The following is a 14,045-nucleotide window of genomic DNA, read 5'->3' as shown; positions in this document are numbered from 1 at the left end:
GGCCATCCGCCCAGTCGATGCGTCCTTCAAGCCCGGTGGTGAAGTCGATGGCGGTAGCAAGTCGCTGGGTTGCGAGGATGGTCGTGTCGCCCAGCGGCAGGCGTGGCGAGATCTGCATGGATTTCGGGCGGCCCCTTGGCCTCGCGAGCCTTTCGAAATTCCTCGATGCGCCGGACGATCGCCCCGATTCCAGCTTCGCGAGGGCTGGACGCGGGGGCGGTGGCGACCTTGTGCTGCAGGTCCTTGTGCTGCTGAGCCGCGCGCGCGCGGGCCCATTCGCTCAAGGAAGTCGGCGGTGGCGGCGCATCCGCCATATCGAGTAGTTCAAGTACATCATCCGACATGTCCTGATCGACGGCGATGTTGCCCGTGGGTCGCTGGAGGCGCGATTGGGGCTCTGGCAGAGAATCCTCCGGATGTGGGTCGGCCGGGCCCGCAGGCAGCCCGCGATCGTACACGCCGAGTTGTTCCAGCAGAGCATTGACCCGTGGCGACAAGTCGCGGCGGTGGCGCAGGATGCCGCGAGCGCGGACCGGAAGGCGCGGGATGAGTCCGAGCCACGCCGCATCATCGAGGTCCGCAGAGGCAATCCCGGCGCAGGCGACGTCGGGTTCGGCGTCGGCCAACCATTTCAGCAGCCGCGGGTTCGTCATCGGCTGCAACGGCCCACGAAGCAGTCTTACGCGCTCGGCCGCGGGAAGTTCTCTGCCGAGTTGATCGAGCCGAGCGTAGGCGGCTTCGACCGTCTCGCCCGTCTCCTGCGAGATCGGTCGCACGTCCGAGAATGTCGATGAGCTGCCTGAACTGGATCCGCGCGAGACTGTCCCCCGAGGACGGGAGGCGCAGGACCGTGGCAAGGCGATCGTCGAAATGCATTCCATCTCCAGACGCGAAAGGCGCGCCTCGGGTTACGTGGCAGATTCGGTCCTATGCCCGCGTGATGTTTACCATAAGGAAAACACCGGGTCGCTTTTTCGTAGCAAAGTGCGTCGGGATCGAAAGAGCCGAGTTTCGGCCGTTGCAAAGCGGGACGATTACGCTATGGGCTAATAATATTACGGCGCGCTCGCATTTTCGATGTAGATGTTGCAACAAGGCGAAGCGAGAGGCGTGTGCCTGGGGAATTTGAATGATCAATCTCGATGAAATCGACCGTCGCCTGCTGGCGGAATTGCAGGCGGAAGGTCGCATCACCAATGTCGAACTCGCCCAGCGCGTGGGTCTGACCGCGCCGCCGTGCCTGCGCCGCGTGCGCAGCCTCGAGGAAGCGGGCGTGATCCAGGGCTATCACGCCGATCTCGACGCGTCGAAGCTGGGCTTCACGATCACCGTCTTCGCGCTGGTCAGCCTCAAGAGCCAGGCCGAGGAATCGCTGCGCGCCTTCGAGGACCACATGAAGGGCCTGCCCGAAGTGCGCGAGTGCCACATGCTCAACGGCGAGATCGACTTCATCCTGAAGATCGTCAGCCGCGATCTGCAGAGCTTCCAGGAATTCCTCACCAGCAAGCTGACGCCCGCGCCCAACGTGGACAGCGTCAAGACCTCGCTGACGATCCGCACGGCCAAGAGCATCCCGGGCGTTCCGCTGGGCTGAGGTTGGAGCGATGCGCGTGACGGGACGGTCGAAGCGTACGCCGCTGCTGGTAGCGGCGGTGGCGTTGCTGGTGGCGGCGAACGCCTGGTGGTTCTGGCCGCGCGGCGATGCGCAGAATACAGCGGCTTTCCAACTCGCCGACAGCAGCGACTACGGGCGAGGTTCAGTGGCGGCAGGCATCACGCGTGCGGACATTGACGCCGCGCCGTTCTATGACGCCGCTGCCGACCGCTGGTTGGTGCAGGGCAAGCCGATTGCCGATCTTCACGGGCATATGTTGCCAGCAGAACCGCGCGGCAAGCGTCCGGGTTTCGTCATCGCGGGATTGGCGCAGCAGGCGACCACCGAGGATGTGCGCAAGGCGCTCCTCAATCTTACCGGGCAGGGTATTTGCCTTGTTGCGCTGCCCGATGCGGTCGATCCGCTGGGCGTGTCGGTGCACCGGATCGTTGCGGTTCGCGATGGCCGGGGGAATTGCGTCACTGCAAGGAGTGACGTACCGAAGTCGCCTTCATAGCGCCCGTCATCCCAGCGAAGGCTGGGACCGCTCTCGTCAGAGCGCGCGCTATCTGCAAGACCCCGCAAAATCCGCGCTGCCCTGCCGATAGGGCGTAACATGGTCATAGCGGCCCCAGCCTTCGCTGGGATGACGATCGTGCTGCCGCTCAAAGCCCCGCAGCAGCCTCCAGCGCCAGCATGTAGCTTTGCGCGCCGAACCCGGCGATCGTGCCCTTGGCCGCCATGCCGACCCATGACGTGTGCCGGAAGTCCTCGCGCGTGTGCGGGTTGGAGAGGTGGACCTCGATCACCGGCGCGGTGATCGCGCGGATCGCGTCGAGCAGCGCCACCGATGTATGCGTATAGGCCCCGGCGTTCAGCAGCACCGCGTGGGCGCCCGCGTCCTCGGCCTCGTGCAGCCAGTCGACGAGGTCGCCTTCGTGGTTGGACTGGAAGAGCACGATAGTGATGCCCAGCGCTTTGCCGCGTTCCTCGAGCATCGCGCCGATGTCATCGAGGGTCTGCGATCCGTAGATCGCCGGTTCGCGCTTGCCCAGCCGGTTGAGGTTGGGGCCATTGAGCACGTAGACCAGCTTTTCCGTCATGGACTTGGATACCTTCCGCCAATGCAGCGCGCGTTGTGTGGCGCGAGGTTTAGCGGGCCCTGCGCAGGGTGCAAGCCGGACGGCGCCCCGTGTCATTCAACCTTGGCGTGTCATTCAACCTTGCCGATGCCGGGATCGGGCGCGGCCGGCGCGCTGCCGACGCTGGGTGCCGGGGGCGCCGGGGAGGCGGCGCTGCGGCGGGCGGCGGGGAATTGCCCGATGCATCTTCCTTTTTCGGGGCTTCTTCGCTTGCAGGGGCGTCGCCGCCGTAGAAGGCGGCGAGCTTCGCCTCGCGCTCGGCCCTGGCGCGGGCCTTGGCTTCTGCGGCCGCGTCCTCGGCGGAGTTCTCGGTCGGTGCGGGTGCAGGCGGTTGGCTGCAACTCGCGAGCGAAAAAGCCCCGCAAGGCCGAGGAGGGCCTTGCCGAGCGGACGGTGAAGGATGGAGCGCACGATCATGTGCGCAGGATAGCGCGAAAGCGTTAGCGTTTCGCTTACCGGTCGGAGCCCTTGGTCTTGCCCCACTGGCGCATCGCCGAATAGCCGAGGTAGCCGGTGCCGAAGAGTGCGTAGAGCGGTTCCGGAATCCCCGCGAGATAGCCGTTCATCCCCGCGCCGATGGCCTTGGCGAGCCCCGGATTGAACGCCGCGACCACGCCCATCGGCAAGGCCCAGAGGATCACGAGGTACATCACGTAAAGAAAGCTCGGCCGCGCGCGGCTGGTCCAGGGATCGGCGCTGTTGGCTTCGGCGACTATGGCCGAAAGGCTGGCCTGCAGCATTTCGAGTTCCTGTGTGTTCTCGAGCTTCAGCAGTTCCAGCTTGGCGCGATCACGCGCCTCCGGGTCGGGGACGACCTTGTCGATGATGCGGGTGACGGGGCCGAGCAGCAGATCGAGGAGGGCCATGGCAGGATCCTTTGTAAAAGTGACCCGCTTTCAAATGACCATATCGGTTCGTGTAGGAAAATGAATTCTTGGGCGCGAGCGCTGGGTTAGCGCCGCTGCGCAGGCTGGCACATCGAACCGGCTTCTTTCGCCAGCGCGAAATCTCCGGCCCTGAGCGCCGCCTTTCGCGCATCCGCGCACTTGCCGTCAGCGATCAGCGCGCCGACTTCCTCGCGCAGACCCTGTTCCTGACGGACCGCCTCGCGCTCCTCGTTCTTGTCGCGCAGGCGCTCGACTTCTTGAAAGCCCGAGTATCGCTGCTGGGCCGGATTGTCGCCCATGGTCCGGGTGGTCGTGCACGATGCGACATTGCCGAGGCGATAGCACGACGCGGTCTGCGCCATCGCAGCAGAGGTCGCGAAGGCGGACAGCCCGAAGGCGGCGACTGCAAGTGAGAGCTTCATGTTCACCCCGACATGTCAGACCATGGAAGGTGTCCGGGATGGCTGCGCAAGGCTATCTGGTCAAGTACGGGGAGCCGATGACGGCTAATGTCATGGCCCCATGATCGTTGCCGGAACGAAAAACGCCGTCTCCCGCATGAAGCAGGAGACGGCGTTTTTGATTGGTCGGGACGAGAGGATCCGAACCTCCGACCCCCACACCCCCAGTGTGATGCGCTACCAGGCTGCGCTACGTCCCGACCGGAGCGCGGCCTATAGGCAGGTCTTTCGGGATGCGCAAGCGCCTCCGGCATAGTTTTTCATCGCGTTGTCCACTCGCTTGAACGAAGGCGTGCGCGCCCTATCTAGCCCAGACACAGTGGGGGAGGCGCGGGAAGCCCGCGTTGCCAGCGCTTCGCTTTATTGCTAACCGCCCGCATCCGCCTGCGCGCAGGCTGCGGATCATACCGTCATGCGCGTCAGGCCCGGTCGGCACACGATTCGCCGTCCGACACGCGACACGAGAAGGCCCATCATTTCCATGCAGACCTCGATCCTCGCCCAGCTTGCCGCAGCCGCCCCCGCCGGTGCGCCGCCGGCCTGGATGACTTACCTGCCGTTCGTGGCGATGGCCGCGATCTTCTGGTTCCTTATCCTGCGCCCGCAGATGAAGCAGCAGAAGGAGCAGAAGAACAAGCTCGCGGCGCTCAAGAAGGGTGACGAGGTGCTGACCGGTGGCGGCCTGATCGGCAAGATCGTCAAGGTCGACGACAACTACGCCGAAATCGAACTGGCGCAGGGCGTGAAGGTCAAGGCGCTCAAGTCCACGATCGTCGACGTGATCCCACCCGCAGGCTCGAAGCCCGCGAACGACTGAACCGACCGGACGCTCCTTTGGGAAAGCGATTAGGCGATGCTTGAATTCTCGATCTTCAAGAAGGTCTGGTACTGGGGGATAGCGGCGGTGCTCTGCCTGCTGTCCGTACCCACGCTGCTGACCTTCACCAATATCCATCTGCCCGCAGGCGTTCCCGCGCCCAAGGTCAACCTCGGCCTCGATCTTGCGGGCGGCTCGCGCCTGTTGCTGGAAGCCGACCGCAACCAGGTCGTCCAGCAGCGCTTGCAGGGCATGGAGGAATCGGTCCGCACCAAGCTGGGCGCGGCCGAGCCCGCCATCGGCATCGGTGACGTATCGAGCCGGGGCGGCCGTCTGACCTTCACCGTACGCGACACGTCGCAGGTGGACGCCGCGCGCGAGGCGCTGCTGCCGCTGACCAATGGCGCGGGCCTGACCGGCCAGCGTGACTGGGACATCTCGGTGGTCAACGGCAACCAGTTCGTGCTGGCGCCGACTTCGGCAGGCATCGACCTCGAAGTCAGCAACGCGATGGAAACCGCCGTCGAGGTCGTCCGCAAGCGTATTGACGCGCTGGGCACCAAGGAGCCCGACATCCGCCGCCTCGGCGGCACCCGCATCGACGTGCAGGTGCCCGGTCTGCAGGATCCGGCGGCGCTCAAGGCGCTGCTCGGCCAGACCGCCAAGCTCGAATTCAAGATGGTGGACGAGACCGCATCGCCCGCCGACCTCGCACAGGGCATCGCGCCTCCGGGCGACGAGATCGCGCCTTATGCCGAGGGCATGGCTGAAGGGCCGAGCCCGGTCATCGCGGTCAAGCGCCTCGGCGGCATCACCGGCGACCAGCTGACGAACGCCAAGCAGGGCTTCGACCAGCAGAACAACCGCGCGGTGGTGAACATCACCTTCAACCAGCAGGGCGGCGAGAAGTTCGCGGCGCTGACCAGCGCCAACGTCGGTAAGCGTTTCGCCATCATTCTCGACGGCAAGGTGCTCTCGGCGCCTTCGATCAACGAGGCGATCCTGGGCGGCAGCGCGCAGATTTCGGGCAGCTTCACCACCAAGTCGGCCACCCAACTGGCGATCGCGCTGCGTTCGGGCGCGCTGCCTGTGGACCTCAAGGTCGTCGAGGAACGCACCGTCGGTCCCGACCTCGGCGCCGAGGCGATCCACAAGGGCGCCGTCGCGATGGGCGTCGGCACGCTGGCGCTCGTGCTCTTCATCATCCTGACTTACGGCCGCTTCGGCATCTATGCCTGCATCTGCGCCCTTGCGATCAACATCCTGATGATTCTGGGCGTGATGGCGGTGTTCGGCACCACGCTGACGCTGCCGGGCATCGCCGGCTTCGTGCTGACGCTGGGCGCGGCGGTGGACGCCAACGTGCTCATCAACGAACGCATCCGCGAGGAACGGTCCAAGGGCCGCCGCGTGGTGCAGTCGGTGGAACTGGGCTACAAGGAAGCGAGCCGCGCGATCTTTGACGCCAACATCACCAACTCGATCGCGGCGCTGCTGATGTTCGCGTTTGGCTCGGGTCCGGTGCGCGGCTTCGCGGTCGTGCTGATGATCGGTATCGTCACCTCGGTGTTCACCGCCGTGACCCTGACCCGCATGTGGGTTGCCGGATGGCTGCGCAAGGCGCGCCCGTCGGACCTCAACCTGTAAGCGCGGAGAGAGACAATGAAGCTCCTCAAGCTCATTCCCGACAACACCAACATCCACTTCCTCAAGTGGCAGTGGCCGTTCTTCATCAGCAACATCGTGCTGATGGTCGCCTCGGTGGTGCTGCTGTTCACGCACGGGTTGAATCTGGGCGTCGACTTCGTCGGCGGACAGATGATCCGCGTGACCTTCGAGCGCAGTGCGACCGCCCCGGTGGACGCGCTGACCAAGACCGTCGACAAGCTCGGCTACGGCGAGCCGGTGGTGCAGAACTTCGGCAAGCCCAACGAAGTCTCGCTGCGCATGCGGCTGCCCGAGGGCACCGAGGCGCAGCCGCAGTTGGCCGACGCGATGGCGCAGAAGATCACCACCACGGTCAAGCAGGCATTCCCGGATGCGCGCATCGACGGCGTCGATTCGGTCTCAGGCAAGGTCTCGGGCGAACTGCTCAAGACCGGCGTGCTGGCGCTGAGCCTGGCGATGCTGTGCATCTCGATCTACATCTGGGTGCGCTTCGAATGGCAGTTCGCCGCAGGGGCCCTGTTCGCGCTGATCCAGGACATCCTGCTGACCGTAGGCATGTTCTCGCTGACGCAGATGGAGTTCGACCTCAACATCGTCGCCGCGCTGCTGACGCTGCTGGGTTATTCGCTGAACGACAAGATCGTGGTCTACGACCGCATCCGCGAGAACCTCAAGAAGCACCGCCGCATGCCGATGGCCGAACTGCTCGACCTTTCGGTGAACGAGACGCTGTCGCGCACGGTGGTCACCTCGCTGTCGATCCTGATCATGCTGGTGGCGCTGCTGCTGTTGGGGCCGGACGTGATCTTCGGCTTCACCGCCGCGATCACGCTGGGCATCTTCATCGGTACGTACAGCTCGATCTTCATGTCCGCGCCGATCCTGATCTGGCTGGGCGTGAAGTCGGACAGCTTCGTGCAGACCGAATCGGCGATCGACCGTCAGGAGCGTCTGGCCCGCGAGCGCGGTCAGCCGCAGCCCTGATCTTCCTCGGCGGCTAGAGAAAAAGGCCCGTCCCGCGCGATGCGGGGCGGGCCTTTCGCTGGCGCGCGCTATAGCGGCTCAGGTTTGGAGAATACGATGAGCAATCCGTCGAAGGCGTGGGACGCGCCGCAAGTGCGCAAATGGCTGGAGCGCCGGTTCGAAGCGGCGAAACTCGACCAGGCGGACGCCGACAGGCGCGGCTACGAGGCGCAGGACGACTACGACAAGGCGGCGGCCGAGGAATGGGTCTGCCGGACGCTGAAGGCGGCGGACTGCGTGGACGACCAGACCGCCTTCGCCGCGCGGATCAAGGAACTGATCGGCCAGGACGAATACCGGGTGACGGGCATCTACGACGATGCGCGCTTCCAGCGGAACGTCCGCGGCCAGCTACGCAAGCTGGCCAAGATGACCAAGGCGAACGAAGGGTTCGAAAAGACGCTGCGGTATCAGTGAGCGCGATGACATTGGATTGAACCACCCTTCGTCATTGCGAGCGAAGCGAAGCAATCCAGGGCAGTTTTGGATCGCCCTGGATTGCTTCGCTTCGCTCGCAATGACGATTCAGGGTAAAGTGATCACGCACCAAGCCCGACGCTGCACTCGCGTCGACGGGCGATCAGGCTTTCGTCAAAGCCTTGGCCACGCTCACGAACTCCGCGACCGACAGCGTTTCGGCCCGGCGCTGGGCGTCGATGCCGAGGGCTTCCAGTGCATCCAGTGCGCCGGGCACGCCCTTGAGGCTCTGGCGCAGCATCTTGCGGCGCTGGCCGAAGGCGCCCTCGGTCACGCGCTCCAGCACGCGCATGGAAACGCCCTCGGGGGCTTCGCCGGGCACGACGTGGACGATCGCCGACATGACCTTGGGCGGCGGGGTGAAGGCGCTGCGATGCACCTTCATCGCCAGCTTCGCCTTCGAGCGCCACTGCGCCAGCACCGCAAGGCGGCCATAGGCGGAAGTATCCGGCTCGGCGACGATACGGCGGGCCACTTCCTCCTGGAACATCAGCGTCAGCGAGGCCCACTGCGGCGGCCATGCCTCTCCCGATAGCCAGCCGGTGAACAGCGCTGTGCCGACGTTGTAGGGCAGGTTGGAGAGGATGTGATACTCGCCCGCGAACAGCGTCTTCGGATCGATCTTGAGCGCATCGCCCTCGATGACCTTGAGCTTGCCGGGGAATGCCTCCGCCAGTTCGGCGAGGGCGGGCAAGCAGCGGCGGTCCATCTCGATTGCGGTGACGTTGGCGCCCGCACGCAGCAGGGCGCGGGTCAGGCCGCCGGGGCCGGGGCCGACTTCGAGCACGTCCTTGCCGTCCAGCGATCCGGGAATCGCGGCGATCCGGTCGAGCAGTTGCTCATCGAACAGGAAGTTCTGGCCGAGCGCCTTGGAGGCCGAAAGGCCGTGGCGGGCGATAACTTCGCGTAAGGGGGAGGGTGGTCATTCGGAAACGCTTTTCCACCTCAAAACACCGCTCATGCTGAGCTTGTCGAAGCATGCAGTCGACGTAGCGCGCCGCTCGGGTGCTTCGACAAGCTCAGCATGAGCGGGGACGCGAGGATGATGGAGGCTGATCATGCGGCCCTCCGCGCAGCGCATTCACCCGCCATGCGGATCGCGGCGATCATCGCGCCCGCGCTCGCCAAGTGCTTGCCGGCAATGGCGAAGGCGGTGCCGTGGTCGGGCGAGGTGCGCACAATCGGCAGGCCGAGCGTCACGTTCACGCCCTGATCGAAGTCGAGCGTCTTGATCGGGATCAGCGCCTGATCGTGGTACATGCATAGCGCCACGTCGTAGCCCTCGCGCGCGTGGGCGGCGAACAGGGCGTCGGCGGGATGCGGGCCGGTGACGGCCAGCCCCTCGGCCTGCAGGGCGGCGATGGCGGGGATGATGACGTCGCGGTCCTCGGTGCCCATGCGGCCGTCTTCGCCCGCGTGGGGGTTGAGGCCGGTGATCGCGATGCGCGCCGACGGCAGGCCGAAATCGCGGGCGAGGGCGCGTGCGACGATGCGGGCCTTGCTCTCGATGAGGTCGCGGGTGACGAGGCCCGGCACTGCCGCCAGTGCTTCGTGGACGGTCAGCGGCACGGTGCGCAAGGACGGCCCGGCGAGCATCATAACGGCTGCCTCGTGGGGCAAGCCGCAGGCGTCGGCGAGGAATTCGGTTTGCCCGGGCTGGGTGAAGCCGACTGCGGCCAGTTTCGACTTGGCGATCGGGCCGGTGACCACGCCGCCCGCCTCGCCCGACAGCGCGAGCGCGGTGGCCTTGGTCAGCGAGTGCAGGGCGAGCGCCGCGCCTTCGATGGTCGGTTCGCCGAATGCCGGGGCACAGTCCTCGTCGCCCAGCACGGGCAGGGCCGAGCCGAATACGCTTGCCGCTTCACCAGGCGCCGAGATCGACGCGACAGGCAGGTCGATCCCGCGCGTCGCCGCTGCTGCACGTAGAACAGCCGCGCCGCCTACGACGAAGAACGGCGCGAGGGCCATTTCCCGGCGCCGCACCCAGCTTTCGGCAATCACTTCGGGGGCGATCCCGGCGGGATCGCCCAAAGACACGGCGAGTGGAGCCGTCATAGTCCGATCAGTTGTATTCGATGACGGCATCACGGCGCAGGTCGCGCAAGTAGGTCTGCGCGCGCTTGTTGACGCGGTCGTCCTCGAGCTGGGCCTGAAGCTGTTCGAAGCTCGGGCCGCTCTCGGTCTGCGGGTCGTCGCGGCCGCAGAGCATGAGGATACGCACGCCGTCTTCCAGCGAGCCGAACGGCGGCAGCGTTTCGCCGGGCGAAAGCTGCAGGATCGAGTTCTGGATCTGCGCCGGAAGGTCGCGCGCCTTGACCTGGTCGTTGGTGACGACTTGCGCGCCGAGACCCTTGGCCACGCCATCGACGTCGCCGCAACCCTTGGCCGCCTTCATCGCGGTCTGGAACGCCTCGGCGCGCTTGCCGGCCTCGGCCTCGCTCACGCCCTTGGGGAACGGCAGCGAGATCTGCTTGAGCGCGAGAACCGCATCGCGCGGATCGGCGGTGAGGACCTGGCGCTTGTCGATCAGGTAGAGGATGTCGAAGCCGCCGGGAACCTCGATCGGGCCGACCAGCTGGCCGGATTCCATGTCGCGGGCAACGGCCTGCAGTTCGGTGGGCAACTGCGCAAGGCGCACCCAGCCCAGGTCGCCGCCGACTGAGGCTGTGCTCGCCTGCGAGTACTGGCGGGCATAGGCGACGAAGCTGCCGCCACCCTTGAGCTGCTGCACGATCTGCGTGGCGTTTTGGTAGACCTGATCGCGCGCCTCGGGCGAAGCGGCGAGGTAGATTTCACCGAGGCGGTACTCGTCGGTGCCCTTGGCGGCCTTGAGGCGGGCCAGCACGTCGTTCACCTCGTCGTCGGAAACGTTGATGAAGGGCTGGACGTTGCGCTGGAGCAGGCGCTGCCACGAAAGCTCGCCGCGAGATCTGGCGCTTGAGCGAGTCCGCCGACGAACCGACGCGCTTGAGGTAAGCGTCCATGGCGGAGGTGTTCTGGCCGAAGTTCTGCTGCGCGACGCGGGCGTAGGACTGGTTGATCTCGGCATCGTCGACGGCAACGTCGGCGGCCTTGGCCTCCTGAATCTGCAGCGTCTCGTCGATGAGATTGCGCAGCACCTGCAGGCGCAGGCGCTTGAGTTCTTCCTCGTCGATCTTGCCCTGGTTGGCCGCGACGATGAGAGCGAGGCGCTGGTCGACGTCGGTGCCGGTGATGACATCGCCGTTCACGACCGCAGTGGCGCGGCGCATGTTCGGGTTGTCGTTGCCGAAAATCTTCACGTCGTCGGGGATCGAAATCTCGCCCTGCGGGGCGGATTGAGCCAAAGCCTGCTGAGAATACACGGTGAGCGCGGAAGACATCGCAGCGAGGCCGCCGACGCAGAGGAGGGCGCGCTTGAGGAACTTGCGGTTAACTGCTTGCACCGTTGTATCAATCCCGTTTTCGACCGACCCGTGGGGCCGGTGCATCAACGGCGGAAAGTCCCGAAGCCGGGAATTGCCGCCGCATTTATCAAAGTCACACCTGCCGGGAGGCGGCTTAACTGAAAATGAGCACACCCGATAGCGGCTTTGCCGGAATGTGCCAATCTTTGCTCGAATGCATCACGAGTTGCACCGGGGCACGAAGGTCTAGCTGCCCCCGCCGATGTTCTTCAGCGCGAAGCCCAACTGGAACGAGTCGCCGCGCTTCACGTCGCCGAGAGCCACGTAGTCGCGGCGCCAGGTCAGCGAAATCTGGACGCAGTCGTCTTCGTAAGCCGCGCCGAAGCGGGTCCGCAGCGGCTGGAAACCGTTGGACCCGTATTCCGGGTTGTCCTTGCGGCTGGTCATGTTGACGACGGCCGAGCCGAACATCGACCAGTACCGCGCGAAGGCGATGCGGCCTGCGGCGCGCAGTTCCTCGCGGTCCTGCAAGTCCTCGATATCGTTGACGATATTGCGGTTGAGGCGGGTGTAGCCCAGTTCCAGATAGCTCTGGGTGTTGCCGATCACCGCATCGAATTCATTCCGGCGAACGGCCATCGTGTCCTTGTCCACGCGGAAGCGGTGGATGAAGTTCAGGAAGTCCCGGTAGCGGATCTCGGTGCGGCCGACGATGTCGGAAGTCTTGTTGGAGAGGCCGGTGCCGTCGGGCAGCACGGTGTTCTGGTTGCTGAGGCGCACCGACTGGCCCACGGTGGTCTTGATCTTCCAGCGCGGCCGCTCGAACTGCCAGTCGAAGCCGTATGTGAAGCGCACCCCGTCCTCGACCCGGTCGTAGCCCGGGAAGCGGTTGAGGGCGAAGAGATTGCCGGTGTCGAGGTCGACCGCACGCAGATCCTCGTTGGGGATCGCCAGGTTCTTGACGTGCGGCGAAGCGACCAGCTGGACACGCGGGGTCAGCACCTGGGTGCCGCCGAAAGCCTGTCCCACCAGCGGCCACTTCACATCGACCGCAGCCGTGGCGATGCCGCGCTGCTGCCAGCCGGAAAGCCCGCGATAGAGGTCTTCGGTGGTCAGGGCATTGTCGGACGAATGATAGACGTCGCCGCGTACGAGGCCGGTAAAGGTGATCTCCTGACCCATGTTCGTCAATTGGCGCAGCGACCACTGGGCGCTGGCGAAGGCGCGCTGGGTGTCCTGTCCATCGGTCCGGCTGATCGCCAGCGAGTTGGCCTGCAGCTCGAACTTGCCGCCAAGCAGGGGATCGTCGATGCGGCGGCGATAGTCGATCATCGGCAACGCCACGGGGATCAGGCCCTGAGTGCGGTTGGCCACCATCGTCTGCGTCGCATAGCCTGCGATCGTGAAGTAGCTGTCCTGGTCGATCCGCTCCACTTCGACCATCGAGCGCAGGCGGTCGTCGCGGTTGTTGTCGTAGCGGCGCAGGAACGTGCGGTCGGTCGCGCGCCGGATCGAGGCGGTTACGCTCCAGTTGTCGTCGAGCTGGAACTTGCCGTTGGCGAAGATGTAGCCGCGGAACGAACGTTCGCCGCTGGTGATTTCCTCGCCCGTGCCGCTGTAGATCGGGATCCTGCTGCTGGCGGTGGCCAGGCCGGTGATCTGGTAGGCGCCCTTGTCGGTCAGCGCGCGGTACTGCAGCGATGCCATCGGTGCGGCTTGGGTGAAGGCCGAGACCGTGCCGGTAAGGTCACGATTCTCTGCGAGCTTCCAGTAGTAGGACTGCGCGATTTCGATGCCGTTCGACGGGCTCGATTTGAGGTCGGGCATCAGGAAGCCGGAGACCGCGTGGCCGTCTGTGCTGATGGTCAGGCCGAGCAGCGGCAACTGCACTACGCCGAACAACTCGATCCGCGCGTCCTTGAAGCGCACGCGCTTCTGCGTGTCGGAATAGATGACCTGCTTGGCGACGATGCGCCAGCTGGGCTTCTTGGGGCAACCGTCGTCGTCGGTGACGTCGCACCCGGTGTAGGCCGCCTTGTTGAGGATGACGTCGCCGTTCGCGATTCGCTCGCCCTTGAGCGCGGCGAGGCGGCCACCTTCGCGCATGACGAGGAGCAGGTTCTCCATCATGCCGGTCTTGAGTTCGTCGGTCAGCTCGACTTGTTCGGTGTAGAGCTGGTTGCCGTCCTGGTCGACCATGCGGACATTGCCGTCGGCAAGGATCTTGCCACTCTGGCGGTTCCAGGTGACCTTGTCGGCGCGGACGGACTGGACCTGGCCCTTGTCGTCGCGGCGGCGCAGGACGACGTTGCCGGTCGCGGTGACGACTTCGCTGTTCTGCTCGTACTGGACGTCGTCGGCCTCGAAGGCGACGGGCTCGGTCTCGCCGGTGGAGACGGGCGGAGCGGCGGGCGCCCCGGCGATCGGGCCGGTATCAACGGGGCGGGCCACGTCTTGCGCGAAAGCGGCGTGGGGCGCGCAAAGCGTCGCGATTCCGAGGGCGAGCGCGTGCAGCGAAAGCGGACGCAAGCGGCGGAACGGGGCTTGCAGCGAAGTCTGCACGGCTGGGAGCATGGGTTGCCTATCGCAT

Annotated in this window: 13 protein-coding genes, 1 tRNA gene and 1 pseudogene; 6 read left to right on the top strand and 9 right to left on the bottom strand. The window is 65.5% G+C overall.

The window, feature by feature from the left end:
• Positions 1-26: 26 nt before the first annotated feature.
• On the bottom strand, positions 27-776 hold the full coding sequence (locus KZO24_RS08195) for a hypothetical protein (RefSeq protein ID WP_486487098.1): 750 nt from the start codon (positions 774-776) through the stop codon (positions 27-29).
• A gap of 353 nt (positions 777-1,129) precedes the next feature.
• On the opposite strand from KZO24_RS08195, the gene KZO24_RS08190 reads away from it, so the two are divergent.
• Both KZO24_RS08190 and KZO24_RS08185 read left to right on the top strand, forming a co-directional pair.
• Positions 1,130-1,594 carry an Lrp/AsnC family transcriptional regulator gene (locus tag KZO24_RS08190; RefSeq protein ID WP_008828388.1) on the top strand — a complete coding sequence of 155 codons (465 nt, stop codon included), beginning with the start codon at positions 1,130-1,132 and terminating at the stop codon, positions 1,592-1,594.
• A gap of 16 nt (positions 1,595-1,610) precedes the next feature.
• Positions 1,611-2,111 (top strand): hypothetical protein, encoded by a 501-nt coding sequence (locus tag KZO24_RS08185; protein ID WP_486487097.1) that lies wholly within the window; start codon positions 1,611-1,613, stop codon positions 2,109-2,111.
• Between the two features lie 148 nt (positions 2,112-2,259).
• On the opposite strand, the gene aroQ is transcribed toward KZO24_RS08185, so the two are convergent.
• From aroQ to KZO24_RS08165, 4 genes are all read right to left on the bottom strand, one after another.
• Positions 2,260-2,697 (bottom strand): type II 3-dehydroquinate dehydratase, encoded by a 438-nt coding sequence (gene aroQ / locus KZO24_RS08180; RefSeq protein WP_271184262.1) that lies wholly within the window; start codon positions 2,695-2,697, stop codon positions 2,260-2,262.
• Between the two features lie 491 nt (positions 2,698-3,188).
• Positions 3,189-3,602 (bottom strand): holin family protein, encoded by a 414-nt coding sequence (locus KZO24_RS08175; RefSeq protein ID WP_486487096.1) that lies wholly within the window; start codon positions 3,600-3,602, stop codon positions 3,189-3,191.
• Between the two features lie 86 nt (positions 3,603-3,688).
• On the bottom strand, positions 3,689-4,045 hold the full coding sequence (locus tag KZO24_RS08170) for a hypothetical protein (protein WP_486487095.1): 357 nt from the start codon (positions 4,043-4,045) through the stop codon (positions 3,689-3,691).
• A gap of 162 nt (positions 4,046-4,207) precedes the next feature.
• A tRNA-Pro gene (locus tag KZO24_RS08165) sits at positions 4,208-4,284 on the bottom strand.
• A gap of 281 nt (positions 4,285-4,565) precedes the next feature.
• Between KZO24_RS08165 and yajC the strand changes: the two genes are divergently transcribed.
• From yajC to KZO24_RS08145, 4 genes are all read left to right on the top strand, one after another.
• Positions 4,566-4,901 (top strand): preprotein translocase subunit YajC, encoded by a 336-nt coding sequence (gene yajC, locus KZO24_RS08160; protein WP_008828382.1) that lies wholly within the window; start codon positions 4,566-4,568, stop codon positions 4,899-4,901.
• 36 nt (positions 4,902-4,937) lie between these two features.
• Positions 4,938-6,548, top strand: a complete 1,611-nt coding sequence (secD, locus tag KZO24_RS08155; protein WP_008828381.1) for a protein translocase subunit SecD — start codon at positions 4,938-4,940, stop codon at positions 6,546-6,548.
• A 15-nt stretch (positions 6,549-6,563) separates the two neighbouring features.
• Positions 6,564-7,553 carry a protein translocase subunit SecF gene (secF, locus tag KZO24_RS08150; RefSeq protein ID WP_036524310.1) on the top strand — a complete coding sequence of 330 codons (990 nt, stop codon included), beginning with the start codon at positions 6,564-6,566 and terminating at the stop codon, positions 7,551-7,553.
• A 96-nt stretch (positions 7,554-7,649) separates the two neighbouring features.
• On the top strand, positions 7,650-8,009 hold the full coding sequence (locus KZO24_RS08145; protein WP_271184259.1) for a hypothetical protein: 360 nt from the start codon (positions 7,650-7,652) through the stop codon (positions 8,007-8,009).
• Between the two features lie 163 nt (positions 8,010-8,172).
• On the opposite strand, the gene rsmA is transcribed toward KZO24_RS08145, so the two are convergent.
• From rsmA to KZO24_RS08125, 4 genes and pseudogenes are all read right to left on the bottom strand, one after another.
• Positions 8,173-8,967 (bottom strand): 16S rRNA (adenine(1518)-N(6)/adenine(1519)-N(6))-dimethyltransferase RsmA, encoded by a 795-nt coding sequence (gene rsmA, locus KZO24_RS08140; RefSeq protein WP_486487156.1) that lies wholly within the window; start codon positions 8,965-8,967, stop codon positions 8,173-8,175.
• A gap of 158 nt (positions 8,968-9,125) precedes the next feature.
• Positions 9,126-10,124, bottom strand: a complete 999-nt coding sequence (pdxA, locus tag KZO24_RS08135) for a 4-hydroxythreonine-4-phosphate dehydrogenase PdxA (protein ID WP_271184257.1) — start codon at positions 10,122-10,124, stop codon at positions 9,126-9,128.
• Positions 10,125-10,131: 7 nt separating this feature from the next.
• Positions 10,132-11,494, bottom strand: a pseudogene (locus tag KZO24_RS08130) (peptidylprolyl isomerase).
• 207 nt (positions 11,495-11,701) lie between these two features.
• Positions 11,702-14,029 carry an LPS-assembly protein LptD gene (locus tag KZO24_RS08125; protein ID WP_486487094.1) on the bottom strand — a complete coding sequence of 776 codons (2,328 nt, stop codon included), beginning with the start codon at positions 14,027-14,029 and terminating at the stop codon, positions 11,702-11,704.
• Between the last annotated feature and the right edge of the window lie 16 nt (positions 14,030-14,045).

The organism is Novosphingobium sp. NFX11, from assembly GCF_057376415.1.
The sequence above is the reverse complement of the archived record's forward strand: the minus strand, read 5'-3'. Positions and strand labels throughout refer to the sequence as shown.

Excerpts from the sequence above, each read along its gene's own strand:
- KZO24_RS08190 (WP_008828388.1), top strand. The coding sequence starts at position 1,130 with ATGATCAATCTCGATGAAATCGACCGTCGCCTGCTGGCGGAATTGCAG.
- aroQ (WP_271184262.1), bottom strand. The coding sequence starts at position 2,697 with ATGACGGAAAAGCTGGTCTACGTGCTCAATGGCCCCAACCTCAACCGG.
- KZO24_RS08175 (WP_486487096.1), bottom strand. The coding sequence starts at position 3,602 with ATGGCCCTCCTCGATCTGCTGCTCGGCCCCGTCACCCGCATCATCGAC.
- KZO24_RS08170 (WP_486487095.1), bottom strand. The coding sequence starts at position 4,045 with ATGAAGCTCTCACTTGCAGTCGCCGCCTTCGGGCTGTCCGCCTTCGCG.
- yajC (WP_008828382.1), top strand. The coding sequence starts at position 4,566 with ATGCAGACCTCGATCCTCGCCCAGCTTGCCGCAGCCGCCCCCGCCGGT.
- secD (WP_008828381.1), top strand. The coding sequence starts at position 4,938 with ATGCTTGAATTCTCGATCTTCAAGAAGGTCTGGTACTGGGGGATAGCG.
- secF (WP_036524310.1), top strand. The coding sequence starts at position 6,564 with ATGAAGCTCCTCAAGCTCATTCCCGACAACACCAACATCCACTTCCTC.
- KZO24_RS08145 (WP_271184259.1), top strand. The coding sequence starts at position 7,650 with ATGAGCAATCCGTCGAAGGCGTGGGACGCGCCGCAAGTGCGCAAATGG.
- pdxA (WP_271184257.1), bottom strand. The coding sequence starts at position 10,124 with ATGACGGCTCCACTCGCCGTGTCTTTGGGCGATCCCGCCGGGATCGCC.
- KZO24_RS08125 (WP_486487094.1), bottom strand. The coding sequence starts at position 14,029 with ATGCTCCCAGCCGTGCAGACTTCGCTGCAAGCCCCGTTCCGCCGCTTG.